13 protein-coding genes are annotated in these 18,642 nt (G+C 64.4%); 6 read left to right on the top strand and 7 right to left on the bottom strand.

The window, feature by feature from the left end; translation table 11 throughout:
* Nucleotides 1–12: 12 nt before the first annotated feature.
* Nucleotides 13–939 (bottom strand): LysR family transcriptional regulator, encoded by a 927-nt coding sequence (locus tag ACVOLS_RS01140; RefSeq protein WP_481544104.1) that lies wholly within the window; start codon nt 937–939, stop codon nt 13–15.
* Between the two features lie 120 nt (nt 940–1,059).
* On the opposite strand from ACVOLS_RS01140, the gene ACVOLS_RS01135 reads away from it, so the two are divergent.
* Nucleotides 1,060–1,710 (top strand): NAD(P)-dependent oxidoreductase, encoded by a 651-nt coding sequence (locus ACVOLS_RS01135; RefSeq protein WP_481544103.1) that lies wholly within the window; start codon nt 1,060–1,062, stop codon nt 1,708–1,710.
* Nucleotides 1,711–1,922: 212 nt separating this feature from the next.
* On the opposite strand, the gene ACVOLS_RS01130 is transcribed toward ACVOLS_RS01135, so the two are convergent.
* The 6 genes from ACVOLS_RS01130 to ACVOLS_RS01105 form a co-directional block, all read right to left on the bottom strand.
* Nucleotides 1,923–3,209 carry an O-acetylhomoserine aminocarboxypropyltransferase/cysteine synthase family protein gene (locus ACVOLS_RS01130; RefSeq protein WP_481544102.1) on the bottom strand — a complete coding sequence of 429 codons (1,287 nt, stop codon included), beginning with the start codon at nt 3,207–3,209 and terminating at the stop codon, nt 1,923–1,925.
* Between the two features lie 280 nt (nt 3,210–3,489).
* Nucleotides 3,490–6,078 carry an ATP-dependent chaperone ClpB gene (gene clpB, locus ACVOLS_RS01125; RefSeq protein ID WP_481544101.1) on the bottom strand — a complete coding sequence of 863 codons (2,589 nt, stop codon included), beginning with the start codon at nt 6,076–6,078 and terminating at the stop codon, nt 3,490–3,492.
* A gap of 177 nt (nt 6,079–6,255) precedes the next feature.
* Nucleotides 6,256–7,068 carry a DUF3014 domain-containing protein gene (locus ACVOLS_RS01120; protein WP_481544100.1) on the bottom strand — a complete coding sequence of 271 codons (813 nt, stop codon included), beginning with the start codon at nt 7,066–7,068 and terminating at the stop codon, nt 6,256–6,258.
* Between the two features lie 77 nt (nt 7,069–7,145).
* Nucleotides 7,146–8,723, bottom strand: a complete 1,578-nt coding sequence (locus tag ACVOLS_RS01115) for a hypothetical protein (protein ID WP_481544099.1) — start codon at nt 8,721–8,723, stop codon at nt 7,146–7,148.
* Nucleotides 8,724–8,787: 64 nt separating this feature from the next.
* The gene (locus tag ACVOLS_RS01110) at nt 8,788–9,681 is read right to left on the bottom strand and encodes an XAC2610-related protein (protein WP_481544098.1); all 894 of its coding nucleotides are present in this window, start codon (nt 9,679–9,681) and stop codon (nt 8,788–8,790) included.
* A gap of 55 nt (nt 9,682–9,736) precedes the next feature.
* Entirely contained in the window at nt 9,737–10,210 is a 474-nt protein-coding gene (locus ACVOLS_RS01105) for a DUF3574 domain-containing protein (protein WP_481544097.1), read from the bottom strand.
* Nucleotides 10,211–10,429: 219 nt separating this feature from the next.
* Between ACVOLS_RS01105 and ACVOLS_RS01100 the strand changes: the two genes are divergently transcribed.
* The 5 genes from ACVOLS_RS01100 (at nt 10,430) to otsA (ending at nt 18,608) form a co-directional block, all read left to right on the top strand.
* A complete protein-coding gene (locus ACVOLS_RS01100) occupies nt 10,430–12,862 on the top strand; it encodes a TonB-dependent receptor plug domain-containing protein (protein ID WP_481544096.1) in 2,433 nt (810 codons plus the stop codon).
* A 255-nt stretch (nt 12,863–13,117) separates the two neighbouring features.
* Nucleotides 13,118–14,449 carry an OmpA family protein gene (locus tag ACVOLS_RS01095; protein WP_481544095.1) on the top strand — a complete coding sequence of 444 codons (1,332 nt, stop codon included), beginning with the start codon at nt 13,118–13,120 and terminating at the stop codon, nt 14,447–14,449.
* A 215-nt stretch (nt 14,450–14,664) separates the two neighbouring features.
* A complete protein-coding gene (gene otsB, locus ACVOLS_RS01090) occupies nt 14,665–15,411 on the top strand; it encodes a trehalose-phosphatase (protein ID WP_481544094.1) in 747 nt (248 codons plus the stop codon).
* 54 nt (nt 15,412–15,465) lie between these two features.
* Nucleotides 15,466–17,244: a glycoside hydrolase family 15 protein gene (locus ACVOLS_RS01085; protein WP_481544093.1), complete on the top strand. Its 1,779-nt coding sequence runs from the start codon at nt 15,466–15,468 to the stop codon at nt 17,242–17,244.
* Nucleotides 17,241–18,608 (top strand): alpha,alpha-trehalose-phosphate synthase (UDP-forming), encoded by a 1,368-nt coding sequence (gene otsA, locus ACVOLS_RS01080; RefSeq protein ID WP_481544092.1) that lies wholly within the window; start codon nt 17,241–17,243, stop codon nt 18,606–18,608. The genes ACVOLS_RS01085 and otsA overlap by 4 nt, the downstream gene beginning before the upstream one ends.
* Nucleotides 18,609–18,642: the final 34 nt, after the last annotated feature.

Here is an 18,642-nt window from a genome sequence, read left to right as displayed (position 1 = left end):
CAACGCCGCCGCTCAGCTCGCGCGGTTCCGATCTTGCGCAGTCGCTGCCGGCTCGCCCGGCACGCGCGCCAGGTAATCCTGCAGCAGGTCGATGGCCTGGCGCACCTTGGCGGGCTGGGTCTGCCGATGCGGAGTAACCGCCCAGGCCGGCAGTGGCGGCACCTCCCATTCCGGCAGCAAGCGCTGCAGGCTGCCTGCTTCCAATAGCGGCGAGGCATCCAGGCAGGTCAGCACCGCCACGCCCAGTCCCGCCTCGCACAGGCGCAGCACCGCTGGTTGGTTCTGGCTGGCGATGCGCGGGTGCGCGGGCACCAGCCGCTCCTCGCTGTTTTCGCGGCGCCGCCAGACCAAGCCCGGTACCTGTGGCATCCCCAGCCATTCGGCCGCCGGTATCTGCAGCGGATCGTCAGGCAATCCATGCCGCTGCAGCCATGCCGGTGCCGCGCACGGCCAGCGTTGCAGGCTGCCCAGGCGCTGCGCCATCCAGTCGCTGTCCGGCAACTGGCCGAAGCGCAGCGCCACATCGATGCGTGCCTGCAACAGGTCGGTCCAGCCATCGTCGAAGAACAGGTGCAGACGCAGCTGCGGGTTGTCCTGCAACCAAACACCCAGGGCCGGCCCGATATGCGCTGCCATGCCCAACGGCGCTGACAGCCGCAGCTCACCGCTGGGTGCCTGCCGGGCCGCCGAGAGCTCTGCCTCGGCCTCGCCTGCTGCATCCAGCAGGCGCGCGCAGGCGGCGTAGTAGCGACTGCCTACATCGGTCAGTGCCAAGCGCCGCGTCGAACGGTGCAGCAAGGCCACTCCCGCGTCCTGCTCCAAGGCGCGCACCTGCTGACTCACCGCCGATGTACTCATGCCCAGCGCCCGCGCCGCCGCACTCATCGAACCGTGCCGCACCACCTGGGCAAACAAGGCCATCCGTTTGACGCTATCCATGGGACACCTCCGTCCCTCCATTGTGAAGCACAGCTTCAAGGTGGTTGTGATTTTTTGCGACTGCCACTGCCCCGGCTATCGGCGGACACTGGCCTCATTCCCCACCCCAAGGACGTTCCCATGAAAGTTGCCCTGATCGGTGCCACCGGCTTTGTCGGCAAGGCCGTACTCGACGAACTGCTGGCCCGCGGCCATGACGTGACCGCGCTGGTCCGCGACCCGGCCAAGCTGGAAGCCCGACCGCAGCTGCAGGTGATCAAGGCTGATGTGCTCAATGCCGATGAAGTGCAGGCTGCCGTTACCGGTACCGATGCGGTGATCAGCGCCTATAACGCCGGCTGGGCCAACCCGGATCTGTACAACGAGTTCCTGCGCGGCACCCGCGCGATCGTCGCCGGCACCAAGGCCGCAGGCGTGAAGCGTTACATCGTGATCGGCGGCGCCGGCAGCCTGTATGCGCCGGATGGCACCCAGCTGGTGGATTCACCGAACTTCCCGGCTGCGATCTATCCCGGCGCCAGCGCGGCCCGTGATGCGCTGACCGAGCTGCGCAATGAGACGTCGTTGGAGTGGACCCAGCTGAGCCCGCCGGTTGCATTCCATCCGGGCAGCGCGACCGAGCGCACCGGTAAGTACCGGGTCGGCGGCGAGACACCGCTGAGCACCGGCGATGGCCCGGGCACGATCAGTGCTGCGGATCTGGCGGTGGCGGTGGTGGATGAGCTGGACGCGCCGAAGCATGTTGGTGAGCGGTTTACGGTTGCCTGGTAAAAGCTGAAAGCTGCCCTCACCCCAACCCCTCTCCCGCAGGCGGGAGAGGGGCTAATGCACTACGAGCGCCAGCAATGCCAGCCCCTCTCCCGCATGCGGGAGCGGGCCGGTGCACTAGCAGCCGGCGCGATCCGAGCCCCTCTCCCGCCTGCGGGAGAGGGGTTGGGGTGAGGGCAGCTCTTGATCTGCCTTCAAAGCTCTTGATCTGCCTATCAAGCCCCAGCCAAAGCCTGCTCCAGATCCGCCAGCAGGTCATCGATATGTTCGATGCCCACCGACAGACGCACGGTATCCAGCGTCACCCCTGCCTTCTCCAACTCCGCCGCATCCAACTGCCGATGCGTGGTGGACGCCGGATGCGTAGCCAGCGACTTGGCATCCCCAAGATTGACCAGACGCGTGAACAGCTGCAGCGCATCCAGGAAGCGCGCCCCAGCCTCCCGCCCACCCGGCAAACCGAAGGTCAGCACACCCGACCCATGCCCGCGCAGATACTTCTGTACCAACGCATGCTCCGGATGGTCCGGCAGCGCGGCGTAATTCACCCACGCCACTTTCGCGTGCTTCTGCAGGTAGTTGGCCACCGCCAGCGTGTTGCTGTTGATCCGGTCCATACGCAGCGCCAGCGTCTCGATACCCTGCAGGATCTGGAACGCGTTGAACGGTGAAATCGCTGCGCCCATGTTGCGCAACGGCACCACCCGCGCACGGCCAATGAACGCCGCCGGGCCAAGTGCCTCGGTATAGACCACGCCGTGGTAACTCACGTCCGGCGCATTGAGGCGCGGGAAGCGCTCCTTGTGCTCGGCCCACGGGAAACGACCGGAATCGACGATGGCGCCGCCAAGGCTGGTGCCATGGCCGCCGAGATACTTGGTCAAGGAGTGCACCACGATATCCGCGCCGAAATCGAAGGAACGCTGCAGGTACGGCGTGGCGACGGTGTTGTCGACGATCACCGGCACGCCGTGGGCGTGGGCGATCCTGGCGATGGCTTCGATGTCGGTGATGTTGCCGCGCGGGTTACCGATGGATTCGACGAACACCGCCTTGGTGCGTTCGTCGATCAAGGCAGCAAACGCCTGCGGATCGCGGTAGTCGGCAAAGCGGGTCTGGATACCGAACTGCGGCAGCGTATGCGCGAACAGGTTGTAGGTGCCGCCATACAACGCGCTGGAAGCGAGGATGTTGTCGCCGGCCTCGGCAATGGTCTGGATGGCGTAGGTGATGGCGGCCTGGCCCGAGGCCAGCGCCAACGCACCGATGCCGCCTTCCAATGCAGCGATGCGCTTCTCCAGCACATCGGTGGTCGGGTTCATGATGCGGGTATAGATGTTGCCCTGCACCTTGAGGTCGAACAGATCGGCGCCGTGCTGGGTGTCGTCGAAGGCGTAGGCAACGGTCTGGTAGATCGGCACCGCGACGGCGCGCGTGGTCGGATCGGGGGAATAGCCGCCGTGCACGGCGATGGTTTCAGGCTTCCACTGCGGATCAGTCATCGGGGTGCTCGCCAAGGAGTGACCGCTGACGATAGCCGAGGATGGATGGCAACCGGTGGACGGTTGCAGGGGTTACTTGTGAGGGGGCGTTATGAGGTGATGCTCTTTGAAAGCTTGCATCTCTAGCTAGAAGCTTCCCCTCACCCCAACCCCTCTCCCGTAAACGGGAGAGGGGCTCAGTGCACTACGAGCCGCCGCATCCCTAGCCCCTCTCCCGCCTGCGGGAGAGGGGTTGGGGTGAGGGCAGCTCTTAAAGCTTTTGAAGCGTTGGCTCCGGCTTTCAGCCCTTGCCAAACTGCAACTGCCCGCCACCACCAGCTTCCACCTTGATGGTGTCGCCGCTGACGAACTCGCCGGCCAGGATCTTCTGCGCCAGCGGGTTTTCCAACTGGGCCTGGATCGCACGCTTCAACGGGCGTGCGCCATAGATCGGGTCGAAACCAACATTGCCCAGCACATCGAAGGCCGAATCCGACACCTCCAGACGCAGGCCACGCTCACCCAGCCGCTTCTCCAGCCCACGCATCTGGATGCGTGCGATCTGCTTGATCTGCTGCTTGTCCAGCGGGTGGAATACGACGATGTCGTCCAGGCGGTTGATGAACTCCGGACGGAAGTGCGCCTGCACCACGCCCATCACCGCCGCCTTCATCTGCGTATAGGCTTCCGGGCTGTCGTCGCCGCTCATGTCCTGGATCTGATGCGAGCCCAGGTTCGAGGTCATCACGATGACGGTGTTGCGGAAGTCCACCGTGCGGCCTTGGCCGTCGGTCAAGCGACCGTCGTCCAGCACCTGTAGCAGGATGTTGAACACATCCGGATGCGCCTTCTCCACTTCGTCCAGCAGGATCACGCTGTACGGGCGACGACGCACCGCTTCGGTCAGATAGCCACCTTCTTCGTAGCCCACATAACCCGGGGGCGCACCGATCAGGCGCGACACGCTGTGCTTCTCCATGAACTCACTCATGTCGATGCGCACCATCGCGTCCGGCGAATCGAACAGGAAGTCGGCCAGCGCCTTGGTCAGCTCGGTCTTGCCCACGCCGGTCGGGCCCAGGAACAGGAACGAGCCACTGGGACGGTTCGGGTCCGACAGGCCTGCGCGCGAACGCCGCACCGCGTCGGAGACCACGCGGATCGCTTCTTCCTGCCCAACCACACGGTTGTGCAGCATGTCTTCCATGCGCAGCAGCTTGTCGCGCTCGCCTTCGAGCATCTTGCTGACCGGAATACCGGTCCAGCGCGAGACGACCTCGGCGATTTCCTCGTCGGTCACCTTGTCCTGCACCAGCCGGAAGTCCTTGCGGTCCACTTCCTGCGCGGCAGCGAGCTGCTTCTCAAGATTTGGCAGCAGACCGTACTGGATCTCGCTCATCTTGGCGAAGTCCTGGCGACGCTGTGCGGCTTCCAGATCCAGCTTGGCCTTCTCGACCTGCTCCTTGATCTTGGTCGCGCCCTGCAGCGCTGCCTTCTCCGACTTCCAGATTTCGTTGAGGTCGGAGAACTCGCGCTCCAGCGTGTCAATGTCGGCTTCCAGATCGGCCAGGCGCTTGCGCGAGGCGTCGTCCTTTTCCTTCTTCAGCATTTCGCGCTGGATCTTGAGCTGGATCAAACGACGCTCAAGACGATCAAGTTCCTCCGGCTTGGAGTCGATCTCCATGCGGATGCGCGAAGCGGCCTCGTCCATCAGGTCGATGGCCTTGTCCGGCAGCTGGCGATCAGTGATGTAGCGGTTCGACAGTGTCGCCGCTGCAACCACGGCCGGATCAGTGATCTCCACGCCGTGGTGCACCGCGTAGCGTTCCTTCAGGCCACGCAGGATGGCAATGGTGTCCTCGACCGTGGGCTCACCGACAAACACCTTCTGGAAGCGGCGCTCCAGCGCAGCGTCCTTCTCGATGTACTGGCGGTACTCGTCCAGGGTGGTGGCGCCGATGCAATGCAGCTCGCCACGCGCAAGCGCCGGCTTGAGCATATTGCCCGCATCCATCGCGCCCTCGCCCTTGCCGGCGCCGACCATGGTGTGCAACTCGTCGATGAACAGGATGATCTGACCTTCGTTCTTGGACAGGTCATTGAGCACGGCCTTCAGCCGCTCTTCGAACTCGCCGCGGAACTTGGCACCGGCGATCAGCGCGCCCATGTCCAGCGACAGCACGCGCTTGCCGCGTAGGCCCTCGGGCACTTCGTCGTTGATGATGCGCTGGGCCAGGCCTTCGACAATCGCGGTCTTGCCCACGCCGGGTTCACCGATCAGCACCGGGTTGTTCTTGGTACGGCGCTGCAGCACCTGGATGGTACGGCGGATTTCCTCGTCGCGGCCAATCACCGGGTCGAGCTTGCCGCTTTCGGCACGCGCGGTCAGGTCGATGGTGTATTTTTCCAGCGCCTGGCGCTGCTCTTCAGCGTTTTCGCTTTGCACGGTTTCTCCGCCGCGCAGCTTGTCGATCGCGGCCTTTACTTTGTTCTTGTCAGCGCCAGCAGCACGCAGGGCCATGCCGGCCGGGCCGCCATCGTCCACCGCCGCCAGCAGGAACCACTCGCTGGCAATGAACTGGTCGTTGTGCTGCTGGGCCAGCTTGTCGGTGTTGTTGAGTAGGCGATTGAGATCGTTGCCCATCGACAGGCTGCCGGCCTGGCCGGACACCTTGGGCAATGCATCCAGCGCCTCGGTCAGCCGCTCGCGAAGCACCGGCACGTTGACGCCGGCCTGGGCCAGCAAGGGCCGGCTGCTGCCACCGGGCTGATCAAGCAGCGAGCTGAGCACATGTACCGGTTCGATGATGTTGTTGTCGCGACCGACCGCCAGGGACTGCGCGTCGGACAGCGCCTTCTGGAAGTTGGAGGTGAGCTTGTCCATCCGCATGGGTCTTCTTCCTCAAAGTTGGGAGGCCAGCATTGCTGGCGATACTGATTCAGATGCGGTTGCAACGGCGTGATTCAAGGGTGAATGTGGCCCTTGTTCAGCTGCAATCGCAATCCCGCTCCAGTATCACCAGCTGCCGTCACCGCAACCTTGATCCAACGCAAGCGGCAGCGCGGCTCAGCCGCGCGTGATCGCCGCGCGCAGTGCCCGCAGCTGCTGCTTCACCGCCTGTTGCTGGCCGGCATCCATGCGCAGCAAGGCTTTCTGCCCGATCGACAGCGACTGCAGCGCCGGGTCGACGAAGCGATAACGGCCCTTGCCGTCAGGCTCCACTGCCAGCGGACGGGCGGGCTCCTGGGTCTGCAGCAGGTGGTCGATCACCGCCACCAGCCTGTCGTTGAAATGACCATCGGGGTGGCCGATATCGCGGTAGGCCTGCTGCAGCAAGGGATAGAAGCGCTTGTAGGCAGCCGCTACGGCGCCCACGTCGGCACGGGTAAAGGCCTCCACGTAGGGCGCGTAGCGCGTGGTATTGGCGGCTGCCAACTGCTCACCACCAGCACTGCCCTGCTCCACCTGCAACGCGCCCGGCAACGGCCGCACGGCCATCGCCGCACCTGGCAGGCTGGGCTGGGTCAGGTTGTCCACGTGAACCACCACGCGTTGGATCAGCTGCTCGCGCAGCAGCACGGCCAAGGCATCTGCGGGGAACAAGCCGCTCAACGCCTGCCAACTGGAAGCATCGCTGTCGGCCAATGCCGGCAAGGCCGGGTCAGCAGCCACGTCGAGCGGGTATTTCGGCTCGGCCGCTGGTTCGGGCGTAGCCGGCGCTTGGATCGCCGGTGTAGCCGGGCTATCCACCAGCGGAGCAACGGTTGCCGTTGCCTGCCGCAGCTGCGCCACATCATCACGGAACAACCACCAGCCAGCGCCGCCAACCGCGACGACGCCAACCACGGCCCAGGGCCACACTGCTTTGCGCTTCTGCATCACTTGCACCTTTATTGCATGTGATGGTGTGACCCTGTTTATCCCGTCGGGTTCCCCGGCGGTTCAAGCCTCGTGCATCAACGCTGTTTCTGCAGCGACATCAGGCCGATGACGCCCGCCAGCACCGCATAGGCAGCCGTCACCTGCAAGGTGATGGCCTGGCGCAGGCCTTCCAGCTGCCACGGCAGGTAGATGCCGCCGCGCGGATCGGTGGAATGGATCACGCCGAACGCACTCAACGCGGCAGCCACGAACAGCAGGCTTACCGCCACGCCAGCGCGACGCTCGATCAAGGCCACCAGCGCAGCCGCCCAGATCATCGCCGAGATGATGAAACCATTGCCCAACAGCTGCAGCGTGGCCACATCCGACAGGCCATGGCCATCGACCGCCGCATACAGCGCTGCGGCCGCATCGGGCGCCACCCAGGTGCCGAACTTGATGTTGATCAGGTAGGCAATCGCCGGCAGGAAGGCCAGCGCGACCGCGATCGCGTGCTCACGCTTGGTCTGCTGGAATGCCTGCACGGTGATGTCCAGGCCGACGAAGACGATGATCGGTGCCAGCACCGCCACCGGCAGCCACTGCACCAGCCCGGCGACTACGCCGAGCATGCCGCCGATGCCAATGAACAGGCCGGTCAGCAGCGTATAGCCGGTACGTGCACCCAAACGCTTGTAAGCAGGCTGGCCGATATACGGCGTGGTCTGTGCGACACCGCCGCAGACGCCAGCGATCAGCGTGGCGATGGCCTCGACCAGCAGGATGTCGCGGGTGCGGTAGTCGTCACCGGCAGCGCGTGCGCTCTCCGCCACGTTGATGCCGCCCACCACCATCAGCAGGCCGAACGGCAGCAGCAACGACAGATACGGCACGGTCAGCGGCAGGCCCTCGACAAAGCCCAGCGAAGGTAGCGGCAAGGCTGCGGCAAAGGAGATTGCCGGCGGCCATTGGAAGCCGGTCAGCACACCTGCTGCACCCAGCCCGTAATACAAGGCCACGCCAACCAGCAGCGCAAACAGCACGCCCGGCAAGCGCAGCGGCACCACGCCGCGCGCGACCAGCACGTACAGCAGCACACCCAGCGTGACCAAACCAACCAGCGGCTGGCGCATGCTCTCGATCAGCGGCAGGAAGCCGAGCAGGGTCAGCGCCGCGCCGCCGATGGAGCCGAGCAGCGCCGCACGTGGCACATGGCGGGTGACCGCATCGCCGACGAAGGACAGCACCAGCTTGAGCAGGCCCATCACCACCAGCGAGGCCATGCCCAGCTTCCAGGTCGCCATCGCCGCCGCCTGCGGGTCCATGCCCAGCTGCTTGAAGCCGACGAAGGCCGGGCCCAGCACCAGCAGCGCCATGCCGATGCTGGTTGGCGCATCCAGCCCCAGCGGCATCGCGGTGACGTCATCACGGCCAGTGCGTGCAGCCAGGCGCCGCGCCATCACCGTGTACATCAGGTTGCCGATCAGCACACCGAAAGCAGTGCCGGGGAACATGCGGCCAAACACCACATCGGCCGGGAACTGGAAGATCCCGACCAGCGCCATCGCGATGAAGCCGAGGATCGACAGGTTGTCGACCACCAGGCCGAAGAAGCCGTTGAGATCGCCTGCGACGAACCAACGCGGACGGAATGTTGAAGCGGAAGAATTCATGGGGGATATCGTCAGGAAAGCGGAGCGATGGTAACGCCGGAAAATTACGTGCGGATGCTACAGATCATTCGTTCGTGGGCAGTTTCACCCAGCCAAGCACCGGACCGCGGCTGGGGTTGCGGTAACGCAGTTGCAGCCAGCCGTCGGCTTCATCGAGCAGTTCGACGCGGTCGCCCTTGAGCAGGTAACGCTTGGTGGCGGTGTCGCCGGCCTTGCCGTACAGCAGCAGCTTGTCCGGCACCACCGACGCGCTGCGGCCTGGCATCGGGGCGTCTTTCAGCGGCGGATCGAAGGCATTCCAGATGGCGGTTTCGAGCCGCTTGCCTGCGGCATCCCAGGTGCTCCAGACCGTGAGGACCTCCGCATCTTCCACTTCAGCCAGCGTCAACACCTGCGCGAGCGCTTCGGTGTCGAGGAAGGCGTTGCGCATCGATCGGTACAGGTAGACCCTGTCGCCCTCAAAGCGGTAGATATCGCTGTACCACATCGGCCCACTGCGACAGCTGCTGCTCAACGTGCGTGTGGCCGGGTCCGGGGTCAGCGACCAGAAGCCTTCGCAGCTGATCTCCGGGCCCTCAGGTGCGGCCAATGCGCGGAACTGGCCACTGGCCGGCTCGTACAGGTAAACCGTGACCGATTCGTTGACCTGGCCCAGCGTGGCACTGGAATCCAGGTCCTGGTAACCGTCGAAGTTGTAGTCGGCGTGGCCCAGGCGCGTGCCGCCGCCTTCCTCGTTCGTGGACGCAGGCAGCACCTGCCGGGCCGGTGAACGATTGGTGCCTACCTCCACGCTGCCATCGCCGAGCAAGCGCGCATGCGCGCTCGCGCCGGCTGCGACCTCGAAGCGGATCTCGCTGTCATCTGCCGCGAATGCTGGCGCTGCCAGCAGCGAAAAAGCTGCAAGCAGCAGACCATGGGTGGCAAAGCGGCAGCGGGACGTGGATATCAGGGGCGTCATCGAGAAGCTCATCTGCAGTTGGCGGCTGCCCGCAGGCTAGCCGATCCAGTGCTGATCAGAACGAAACCTCGACCGGCTGCCGCGACCACAGCACCGACTGGTGCTTGGTGGCCTGTTTCCATGCCAGGCGGATGGCTTCGATGTCGTTGCGGCGCTGCGGGCTGTCCTCGTGCAGGATCACCAGCACCTTGGTGCGCAGTCGGTTCGGCTCGGGTGCGCCGCGGAACAGCCACTGGCCGTAGGCATCGAACACGGTCAAGCCATCGGGGAAGCGCGGGGTGACTTCCTTGTCGAGGAAGGCGCGCCACTGCGCATCGCTGATCACATCGGTCTGCTCACGTGCCGACGGCCCGGTTTCCTCGCCAACGCCGAAATACAGCTCGCTGCGCACCCAGCCGCCGGCTTCGGCCGGTCGCGCGGCATCGCCGTGCAACTGGGCACTCGGCGCGGGTTCGGCAACAGGCGGCGCGGCGTGGGCACTTGCGGCAACGGCAAACAACAGGGGCAACAGGACAGCGTGCAACTTCATGGAAAACCTCCGGACAGGAACAACACGGTGGCATCCAAGGCACCGCAGGGGATATCGCGTTTGGCTATCAGCCCATTGCCAGCAGGACTTGCATCCCGGGCGCTGTTAACGCGAAGATAATATATCGCTTCATCCGGATGGATGTAAGTGTTAACTGAAATCTTTCCGCCATCCACGCCTCCCCCACGTCCCGCCTTCCCCACAGTTTCTGGAGTCCCCATGTCCCGCCTCACCTCGGCCCCGCTCGGCCTGGCCATCGCGCTGGCGCTGTCTTCCCCCGCTTTTGCCCAAAATGCCCAGCAGGCCACCAACCTGGATACGGTGATCGTCACCGGCACCCGTGCGGTCGACCGCACCGTGCTGGAATCCACCTCGCCAGTGGACGTGCTCAGCGCCGAGGACATCCGCAAGGCCGGCGTGGTCAACGGTGAGCTGGGCAGCGCGCTGCAGGCGCTGCTGCCCTCGTTCAATTTCCCGCGTCAGTCCAATTCCGGCGGTGCCGACCACATCCGCGCCGCACAGCTGCGCGGCCTGTCGCCCGACCATGTGCTGGTGCTGATCAACGGCAAGCGCCGCCATAACAGCGCCCTGGTCAACACCGACAGCAAGATCGGCAAGGGCACCACGCCAGTCGACTTCAATGCCATCCCGGTCAGCGCAATCAAGCGCATCGAGGTGCTGCGTGACGGTGCCGGCGCGCTGTATGGCTCCGATGCGGTGGCCGGCGTGATCAACGTGATCCTCGACGACGCGCCGGAAGGCGGCGCCATTGAGGCCAGCTTCGGCGCGCACCACACCGACCTCAAGCCGATCGACCGCACCCTGACCGATGGCCAGACCAGCTACTTCAGCGCCAAGGTCGGCACCGCGCTGACGGACGACGGCGGCTTCCTGCGCGTCGGCCTGGAACTGAAAAACCGCGAAGCCACCAACCGTGCCGGCTTCGACCAGATCCCGCCATGGGAAGCGCAGACCCCGGACAACCTGGCCCTGGCCGGCAAGCGCAATTACTCATTGGGCGATGGCGCCAGCAAGGACCTCAACGCCTGGTTCAATACCGAAATCCCGTTCGGCACCGCCTCCAAGGCCTATGCCTTCGGCACCTACAACCAGCGCGATACCGAAGGCGCCAACTACTTCCGCTACCCGGACGGCGAAGCCAACTGGAAAGAGCTGTATCCGAACGGCTACCGCCCGATCTCCGAAGGCGAGAACCTGGACGTGCAGCTGGTGGCCGGTGCCCGTGGCGAACTGGGCGACTGGAACTACGACGCCAGCCTCGACCACGGCCGCAACGAGTTCACCTACCGCCTGCGCAACTCGCTCAACGCCTCGCTCGGCCCGACCAGCCCGACGCGCTTCAAGACCGCCGATTTCAGCTTCGCCCAGACCGTGGCCAACCTCGATTTCGGCCGCATCTTCGTGCGTACCAATGACACCCACAGCCTCGGCTTCGGCATCGAAGGCCGCCACGAACGCTACGAAACCGGAGCCGGCGACCCGGCCAGCTATGCAGCCGGCCCCTACACCAACCGCCCGACCGGTTCGCAGGCCGGCGGTGGCCTGACCCCGCAGGATGAAGCCGATCTGTCGCGCGACGTGATCAGCGCCTACACCAGCCTGTCCTCCACCTTCGGCGAGAAGTTCTCCACCGATATCGCCGCCCGCTATGAGCATTACGAAGATTTCGGCGGCGAGCTGACCGGCAAGATCGGTGCGCGCTACGCGTTTGCACCGGCCTTCGCCCTGCGTGGCTCGGTCTCCAACAACTTCCACGCACCGTCGCTGAGCCAGATCGGTTACGAATCCACCTCGACCGGTTACACCGCCGGTGGCCAGTTGGTGCAGGGCCGTCTGCTATCGGTCAACAATCCGATCGCGCGGGCCTTGGGCGCCACCGACCTGAAGCCTGAGAAGTCGGTCAACTACAGCCTGGGCTTCACCAGCCAGATCGGCAGCCATTTCGACCTGTCGCTGGACCTGTTCCAGATCGACATCGATGACCGCATCGCCTTGTCGGAAAACATCACCGGCGATGCACTGACCGATTTCGTGCAGCAGCAGTTCGGCATCGGCGGGCTGGAAAGCGCGCATTACTTCGTCAACGCTGCCGATACGCGCACCCGCGGCGCCGAGTTCGTCGGCAACTGGCGGCAATCGCTGGGTGACGGCGAGCTGCTGTTGACCGGTACCTGGAGCTACGCCAAGACCGAGCTGAAGAACGTCGTCGCCACACCGTCGCAGCTGCTGGCACTGAACCCGAACTATGTGCTGTTCGGCGTGGAAGAGAGCAATACGCTGACCGACGCCGCCCCGCGCACACGCGCGCAGCTGGCAGCCAGCTGGGCCAATGACAAGTGGTCGTTGAGCAGCCGCGTGAGCCGATACGGCAGCGCGACGCGTGTGTTCGACTTTGGCGGCGGCTACATCCCGACCCAGACCTACCAGGCCGAATGGCAGCTGGATGCGGAAGTGGAATACCGCATCACTCCGCAGTGGAGCGTGGCGGTCGGCGGACAGAACCTGACCGACAACTACCCGGACAAGTCGAACGAAGACATCTACTACTTCGGCAACCTGCCGTACGACGTGTTGTCGCCAATCGGCAGCAATGGCGCGTATTGGTATGGGCGGGTGCGGTTTACGTTCTGATTGGGTGTGCGGGGTGAGAGATTGCTTGTTAAAAGCCTGTCCTCACCCCAACCCCTCTCCCGCAGGCGGGAGGGCTCGGATCGCGTCAGCTGCTAGTCACTAGCCCCTCTCCCGCGCGCGGGAGAGGGGTTGGGGTGAGGGGCAGCTTCTAGCTAAAGAACCAAAAACCCCGAATTCATCCAGCTTTAACAGCGCTGGGCGCTCCTTACGCCTGCCGGCTCATTCCAGCCCGGTTCATCCCTTGCGGAGGCGTATATGTTCGAGTCGTTGATTCGCGAAGCGGCAAGCCGCTTTCACCTCGGCGACAATGCAGGGCGCCTCGTGCGCCAGCTTGTCGATGTCATTTTCGATCCTGCCAACGGCGGCTTTGTCGGCCTGCAGAAACGTTTCACCGATGCCGGCCTGGATGGTCTGCTCTCTTCGTGGATTGGCACCACGCCTGGCGACAACGTACTGCAACCAGATCAGTTCAGTGCCGGCTTCGGCCAGAACCTGGCCAGCGGCATTGCCAGCAAGCTCGGCATTCCAGCAGCAGCGGTGAACATGGCTGGTGCGTGGTTGCTACCAAAGATAGTCGGCCAGCTTACCCAGGGCGGAACAATCCCCACTTCGCGTCCTGCGGACTACGAGCGCTGGTTTGGAACCGCAACGCCAACGGCAGGCTATAGCGGCGGCGGCACCGTACCGGCCAAGACTTCAGGCGGCTTCTGGAAATGGTTGATCCCGCTGATTCTCCTGCTTGCTGCTTTCCTGCTGTTCCGCAGCTGCAAGAAGGAAGAAGTGGTTGCGCCAGCGCCGGTCGAACCGGTTGCAAGCACACAGCCCGCAGCCCCCGTGGTCCAGGCCAACCCACGCTTTGGCTTCGACAACACCGACGGCAAGGTCACGGTCAGTGGCCAGGTCGCCAGCGAGGCCGACAAGACCCGCTTGTGGGACGCGCTGAAAGCCAACTTCGGTGAGGGCAATCTTGCCGGCAACATCACCGTCGATCCGGCAACCTTGCCAGCCGGTTGGCTGGACAAGCTGATCGCCGCGCTGCCGGAGCTGAAAGCCAAGGGCCTGAAGTTCGGCTTCGATGGTGACAAGCTCAACATCGACACCAGCGGACTGTCCGAAGCGGATCGCTTCACTGTCAGTGACAAGCTGCGCAGCCTGTTCGGCGGCTTCGAGATCAGTGGTCTGTGGGATCGTGCGGCGGCGGCATTGTCTGGACTCAAGGCCGGCTTCAGCGGCGATGATCTGGTCAAGGCCTTGAACCTGATGAACATCTATTTCGACACAGGTTCGGCCACCATCACCCGCGACAGCCTGGAAACGCTGACCAGCGCCGCCAATGCGATCAAGCAGGCACCTGCTGGCACGAAGATCGAGGTGGGTGGGCACACCGACAACACCGGTGATGCAGCTGCCAACGTCACCTTGAGCCAACAGCGCGCAGATGCGGTGGTTGCCAAGTTGGCCGAGCTCGGTGTTGCTGCCGATACGCTCACCGCCAAGGGCTATGGCCAGGAAAAGCCGCGTGCCAGCAATGACACCGACGACGGCCGTGCGCAGAACCGCCGGATTGAGTTTGCGGTTAGCAAGTGATGTTTTGTTTTGGGTGAAGAGCAGCAGCTTGCCCTCACCCCAACCCCTCTCCCGCAGGCGGGAGAGGGGCTAGTGCACTACGAGCGCAAGCTATGCGAGCCCCTCTCCCGCCTGCGGGAGAGGGGTTGGGGTGAGGGCGCTCTTGAAGCACCTGGAGCAAAACCCATTCACCCCAAATGACTTTCCTGTAACAACCCCTGCGGCATAGTCACCGCATGCTTGATGACCTACAGCGACCGCCCCCTCCGGCGCTGGCAGACGACGACGCACTGTTTCTCGACGTAGATGGCACCCTGCTCGCCTTTGCCGACCATCCGGACAAGGTAGCGCCCGACCCGTCCCTGCTCGCGCTGCTGGCCAGCGTGCAGCAACGTCTGGGGGGCGCGCTGGCGCTGCTCAGTGGCCGCCCCGTCAGCCAACTGCAGGCGATGTTCGCGCCATTGCGCCTGCCCATGGCTGGCCTGCACGGCGCGCAATTGCTCACTTCCGTCGATGCAGAGCTCGCCCAGACAGACACCGCAACTTGGTTGCACACACTGCACCAGCGCGCGATGCAACTGGCACACGCCCATCCCGGCGTCATGATCGAAAACAAGGGCCAAGCGCTGGCCCTGCACTGGCGCAATGCGCCGGATGCTGGCGCGGCCGTGATTGCATTCGCCAACGCACAACTGCCGGAGTTACGCGACGTGCGCCTGCAACCAGGCAACCACGTCATCGAGTTCGTCGGCAGCAGCCACGACAAGGGCCGCGCCCTGCAGCAACTGATGCAATCTCCGCCTTTCCAAGGCCGGCGCCCGGTCTTCATCGGCGACGATCTCACCGACGAACACGGCTTCCAGGCCGCTCAGCAACTCAAAGGCATTGGCGTACTTGTCGGCCAACGACGCGACAGCCATGCCTTGACTGCGCTACCCGACATCACGTCCGTACACGCTTGGCTGCGCGCAGCCATTACCTGACTCACCCGGAGGAAACAGCGGCGCCAGCGGCGTTCGCGCAACAAGGAGAATGCAATGCAAGACGCCACCCTCGATCTTGGCGTAGTTGGCAACGGCAGTTTTGGTGCACTGATAGACAAGCAGGCGCGCGTGGTCTGGAGCTGTCTGCCCAGCTTCGATGGCGACCCGGCCTTCTGCGCCCTGCTCAACCCCAACCAGCACCCCGGCGGTGACTTCGGCATCGAGCTGGAAGACTTTCTCGACAGCGAGCAGTCCTATCTCACAAACACCGCGATCCTGCGCACCGTGCTGCGCGACACGCATGGCGGCGCGGTGGAGATCATCGATTTTGCCCCGCGCTGGCGCCAGAACGATCGCTTCTACCGGCCGGTAAGCCTGATCCGCCAGGTCACGCCGCTTTCCGGCAACCCGCGCATCACGGTGCGCGCACGGCCGCTGGCCGATTGGGGTGCGCGTCAGCCGGAGACCACCTGGGGCAGCAATCACATTCGTTGGCTGTTGCCGGATCTGGTACTGCGGCTGACCACCGATGTACCGGTGCGCTTCGTCCGCGACGCCCTGCCCTTCGTGCTCAATCACCGCGTGCATCTGGTGCTCGGCGTGGACGAATCGCTGAACCGCTCGCTCAACGGCTATGTTCAGGAAGCCATGCAGCGTACCCGCGCCTACTGGCGCGAATGGGTCCGCTACCTGTCGGTGCCGCTGGAGTGGCAGGACGCGGTGATACGCAGCGCCATCACCTTGAAGCTATGCCAATACGAGGACAGCGGCGCGATCATCGCGGCCATGACCACCTCCATCCCGGAAGCCCCCGGAAGCAGCCGCAACTGGGACTACCGCTACTGCTGGCTGCGTGATGCCGCCTTTGTGGTACGCGCGCTCAACCGGCTCGGCGCAACCCGCACCATGGAGCAGTTCCTCGGCTACATCTTCAACCTGGCCAGCACCGACGGCAGCCTGCAGCCGCTGTATGGCATCGGCTTCGAGGCCAAGCTCGACGAGGAAGAAGTCGCCTCACTGTCCGGCTATTGCGGCATGGGCCCGGTGCGCCGTGGCAATCTGGCCTGGGTGCAGCGCCAGCACGATGTCTACGGCAGCGTGGTGCTGGCCTCCACCCAGTTGTTCTTCGACCAGCGTCTGCAGGACCCGGGGGACGCGCACACCTTCGCGCGGCTGGAACCCCTGGGCGAGCAGGCCTTCGCACTGCACGACGTACCGGATGCCGGTCTATGGGAATTCCGCGGCCGCACCGAAGTGCACACCTACACCAGCGCGATGTGCTGGGCGGCGTGCGACCGGCTATCCAAGATCGCCACCCGCCTGAAACTCGATGGCCGCGCCGTCTACTGGCGTGAACGGGCCAACCAGATCCACGCGCGGATCATGCACGAAAGCTGGAGTGAGCAGCTTGGTCACTTCACCGACACCTACGGTGGTCATCGACTGGATGCATCCTTGCTGCTGTTGGCCGACATCGGCTTCATCGATGCCAACGACGCGCGCTTCGTCGCCACGGTCGAGGCCATCGGCCGCGACCTGAAGCATGGCAATGCCCTGTACCGCTACACCGCACCGGATGATTTCGGCACACCGGAAACCAGCTTCACGATCTGCACGTTCTGGTACATCGACGCATTGGCGGCGATCGGACGGATGGACGAAGCGCGCGAGATGTTCGAGATCCTGCTGCAGCAGCGCAATCATCTGGGCCTGCTATCCGAAGACCTCGGCTTCGATGGCAAGGCGTGGGGCAATTTCCCGCAGACCTACTCGCATGTGGGCTTGGTGATCGCCGCGATGCGCTTGTCGCGCAGCTGGCAGGAGGCGTCGTGAGCAGATTGGTCGTGGTCTCCAACCGGGTGGCGCTACCGGGCGAGAACCGCGCCGGCGGACTGGCGACCGGCCTGCTGGCGGCGCTCAGCGAACGGGGTGGGCTATGGTTTGGCTGGAGTGGGCGCAGCGTCAATGTCGATAGCGGCGCCTTGCATGAAGCGCAGGATGGGCCGATCCGCTATTTGACGATGGACCTGTCCAAGAGCGATCTGGACAGCTACTACAACGGCTTTTCCAACCGCGCCCTGTGGCCGCTGCTGCATTTCCGCCTGGACCTGGTCGACTACGACCGGCGCAAGCGCGAGGGCTACTGGAAGGTCAATCGATTGTTCGCCGATACGCTGGCTCCACTGCTGCGCGACGACGATACGGTGTGGATCCACGACTACCACCTGATCCCATTGGCGGCGTTGCTACGCGAGCGCGGCATCGGCTGCCGGATTGGCTTCTTCCTGCATGTGCCGGTTCCCTCGGCCGACCTCATCCAGGCCCTGCCCGACCACCGCTCGCTGTTCTCAGCGCTGTATTCGTACGACCTGCTCGGCTTCCAGACACGACGCGATGTCGACCGCTTCCAATCCTATGTGCGCCTGTTCGGTGGCGGCACGCTGATCGACAACGAGTGGATCAAGGCACCAGACGGTCGCCGCGTGCGGACCTCGGCGTTCCCGATCGGAATTGATACCGAGCACATCGCAAGGCAGGCCCGCAGCGCGGCCAGCAACAAGCCGGTGCGCGACCTGCGGCAGAGCCTGCAGCACCGCAAGCTGGCAATCGGCGTCGACCGGCTGGATTACTCCAAGGGCCTGCCGGAGCGCTTCCACGGTTTCGAGCGCTACCTGCAGCGCTATCCGCAACAGAAAGGCGATATGACCTTCCTGCAGATCGCACCAGTGTCGCGCGGCAGCGTCAACGAGTACCGCAAGCTGCGTAGCGATCTGGAGCGTCTGGCCGGGCATATCAACGGCGGCCATGCCGAAGCCGATTGGACACCGCTGCGCTACGTCAACCAGAACTACGCACACAGCACGCTGACCGGGTTTTACCGGCAGGCGGCGGTGGGTCTGGTTACGCCGTTGCGGGACGGCATGAACCTGGTGGCCAAGGAGTACATCGCCGCGCAGGACCCTGAAAATCCGGGTGTACTGGTGCTGTCACTGCTGGCCGGTGCGGCGGATGAATTGAAACAGGCGCTGCTGGTCAATCCGCACGATCTGGACGGTGTGGCCGATGCGATTGCGACGGCGGCGAACATGCATCGCAGCGAGCGCATAGAGCGTTGGCGGGCAATGATGGAGCACCTGCGCGCGCATGATATCCATGGTTGGCGACGGGATTATCTGTTGGCGTTGGAGGGGGTTTAGGGCTGAAGCGGAGGCAAGAGCTTGCCCTCACCCC

This window comes from Stenotrophomonas sp. STEN038, from assembly GCF_056759895.1.
This window is presented reverse-complemented; position numbering and strand designations above follow the sequence as displayed.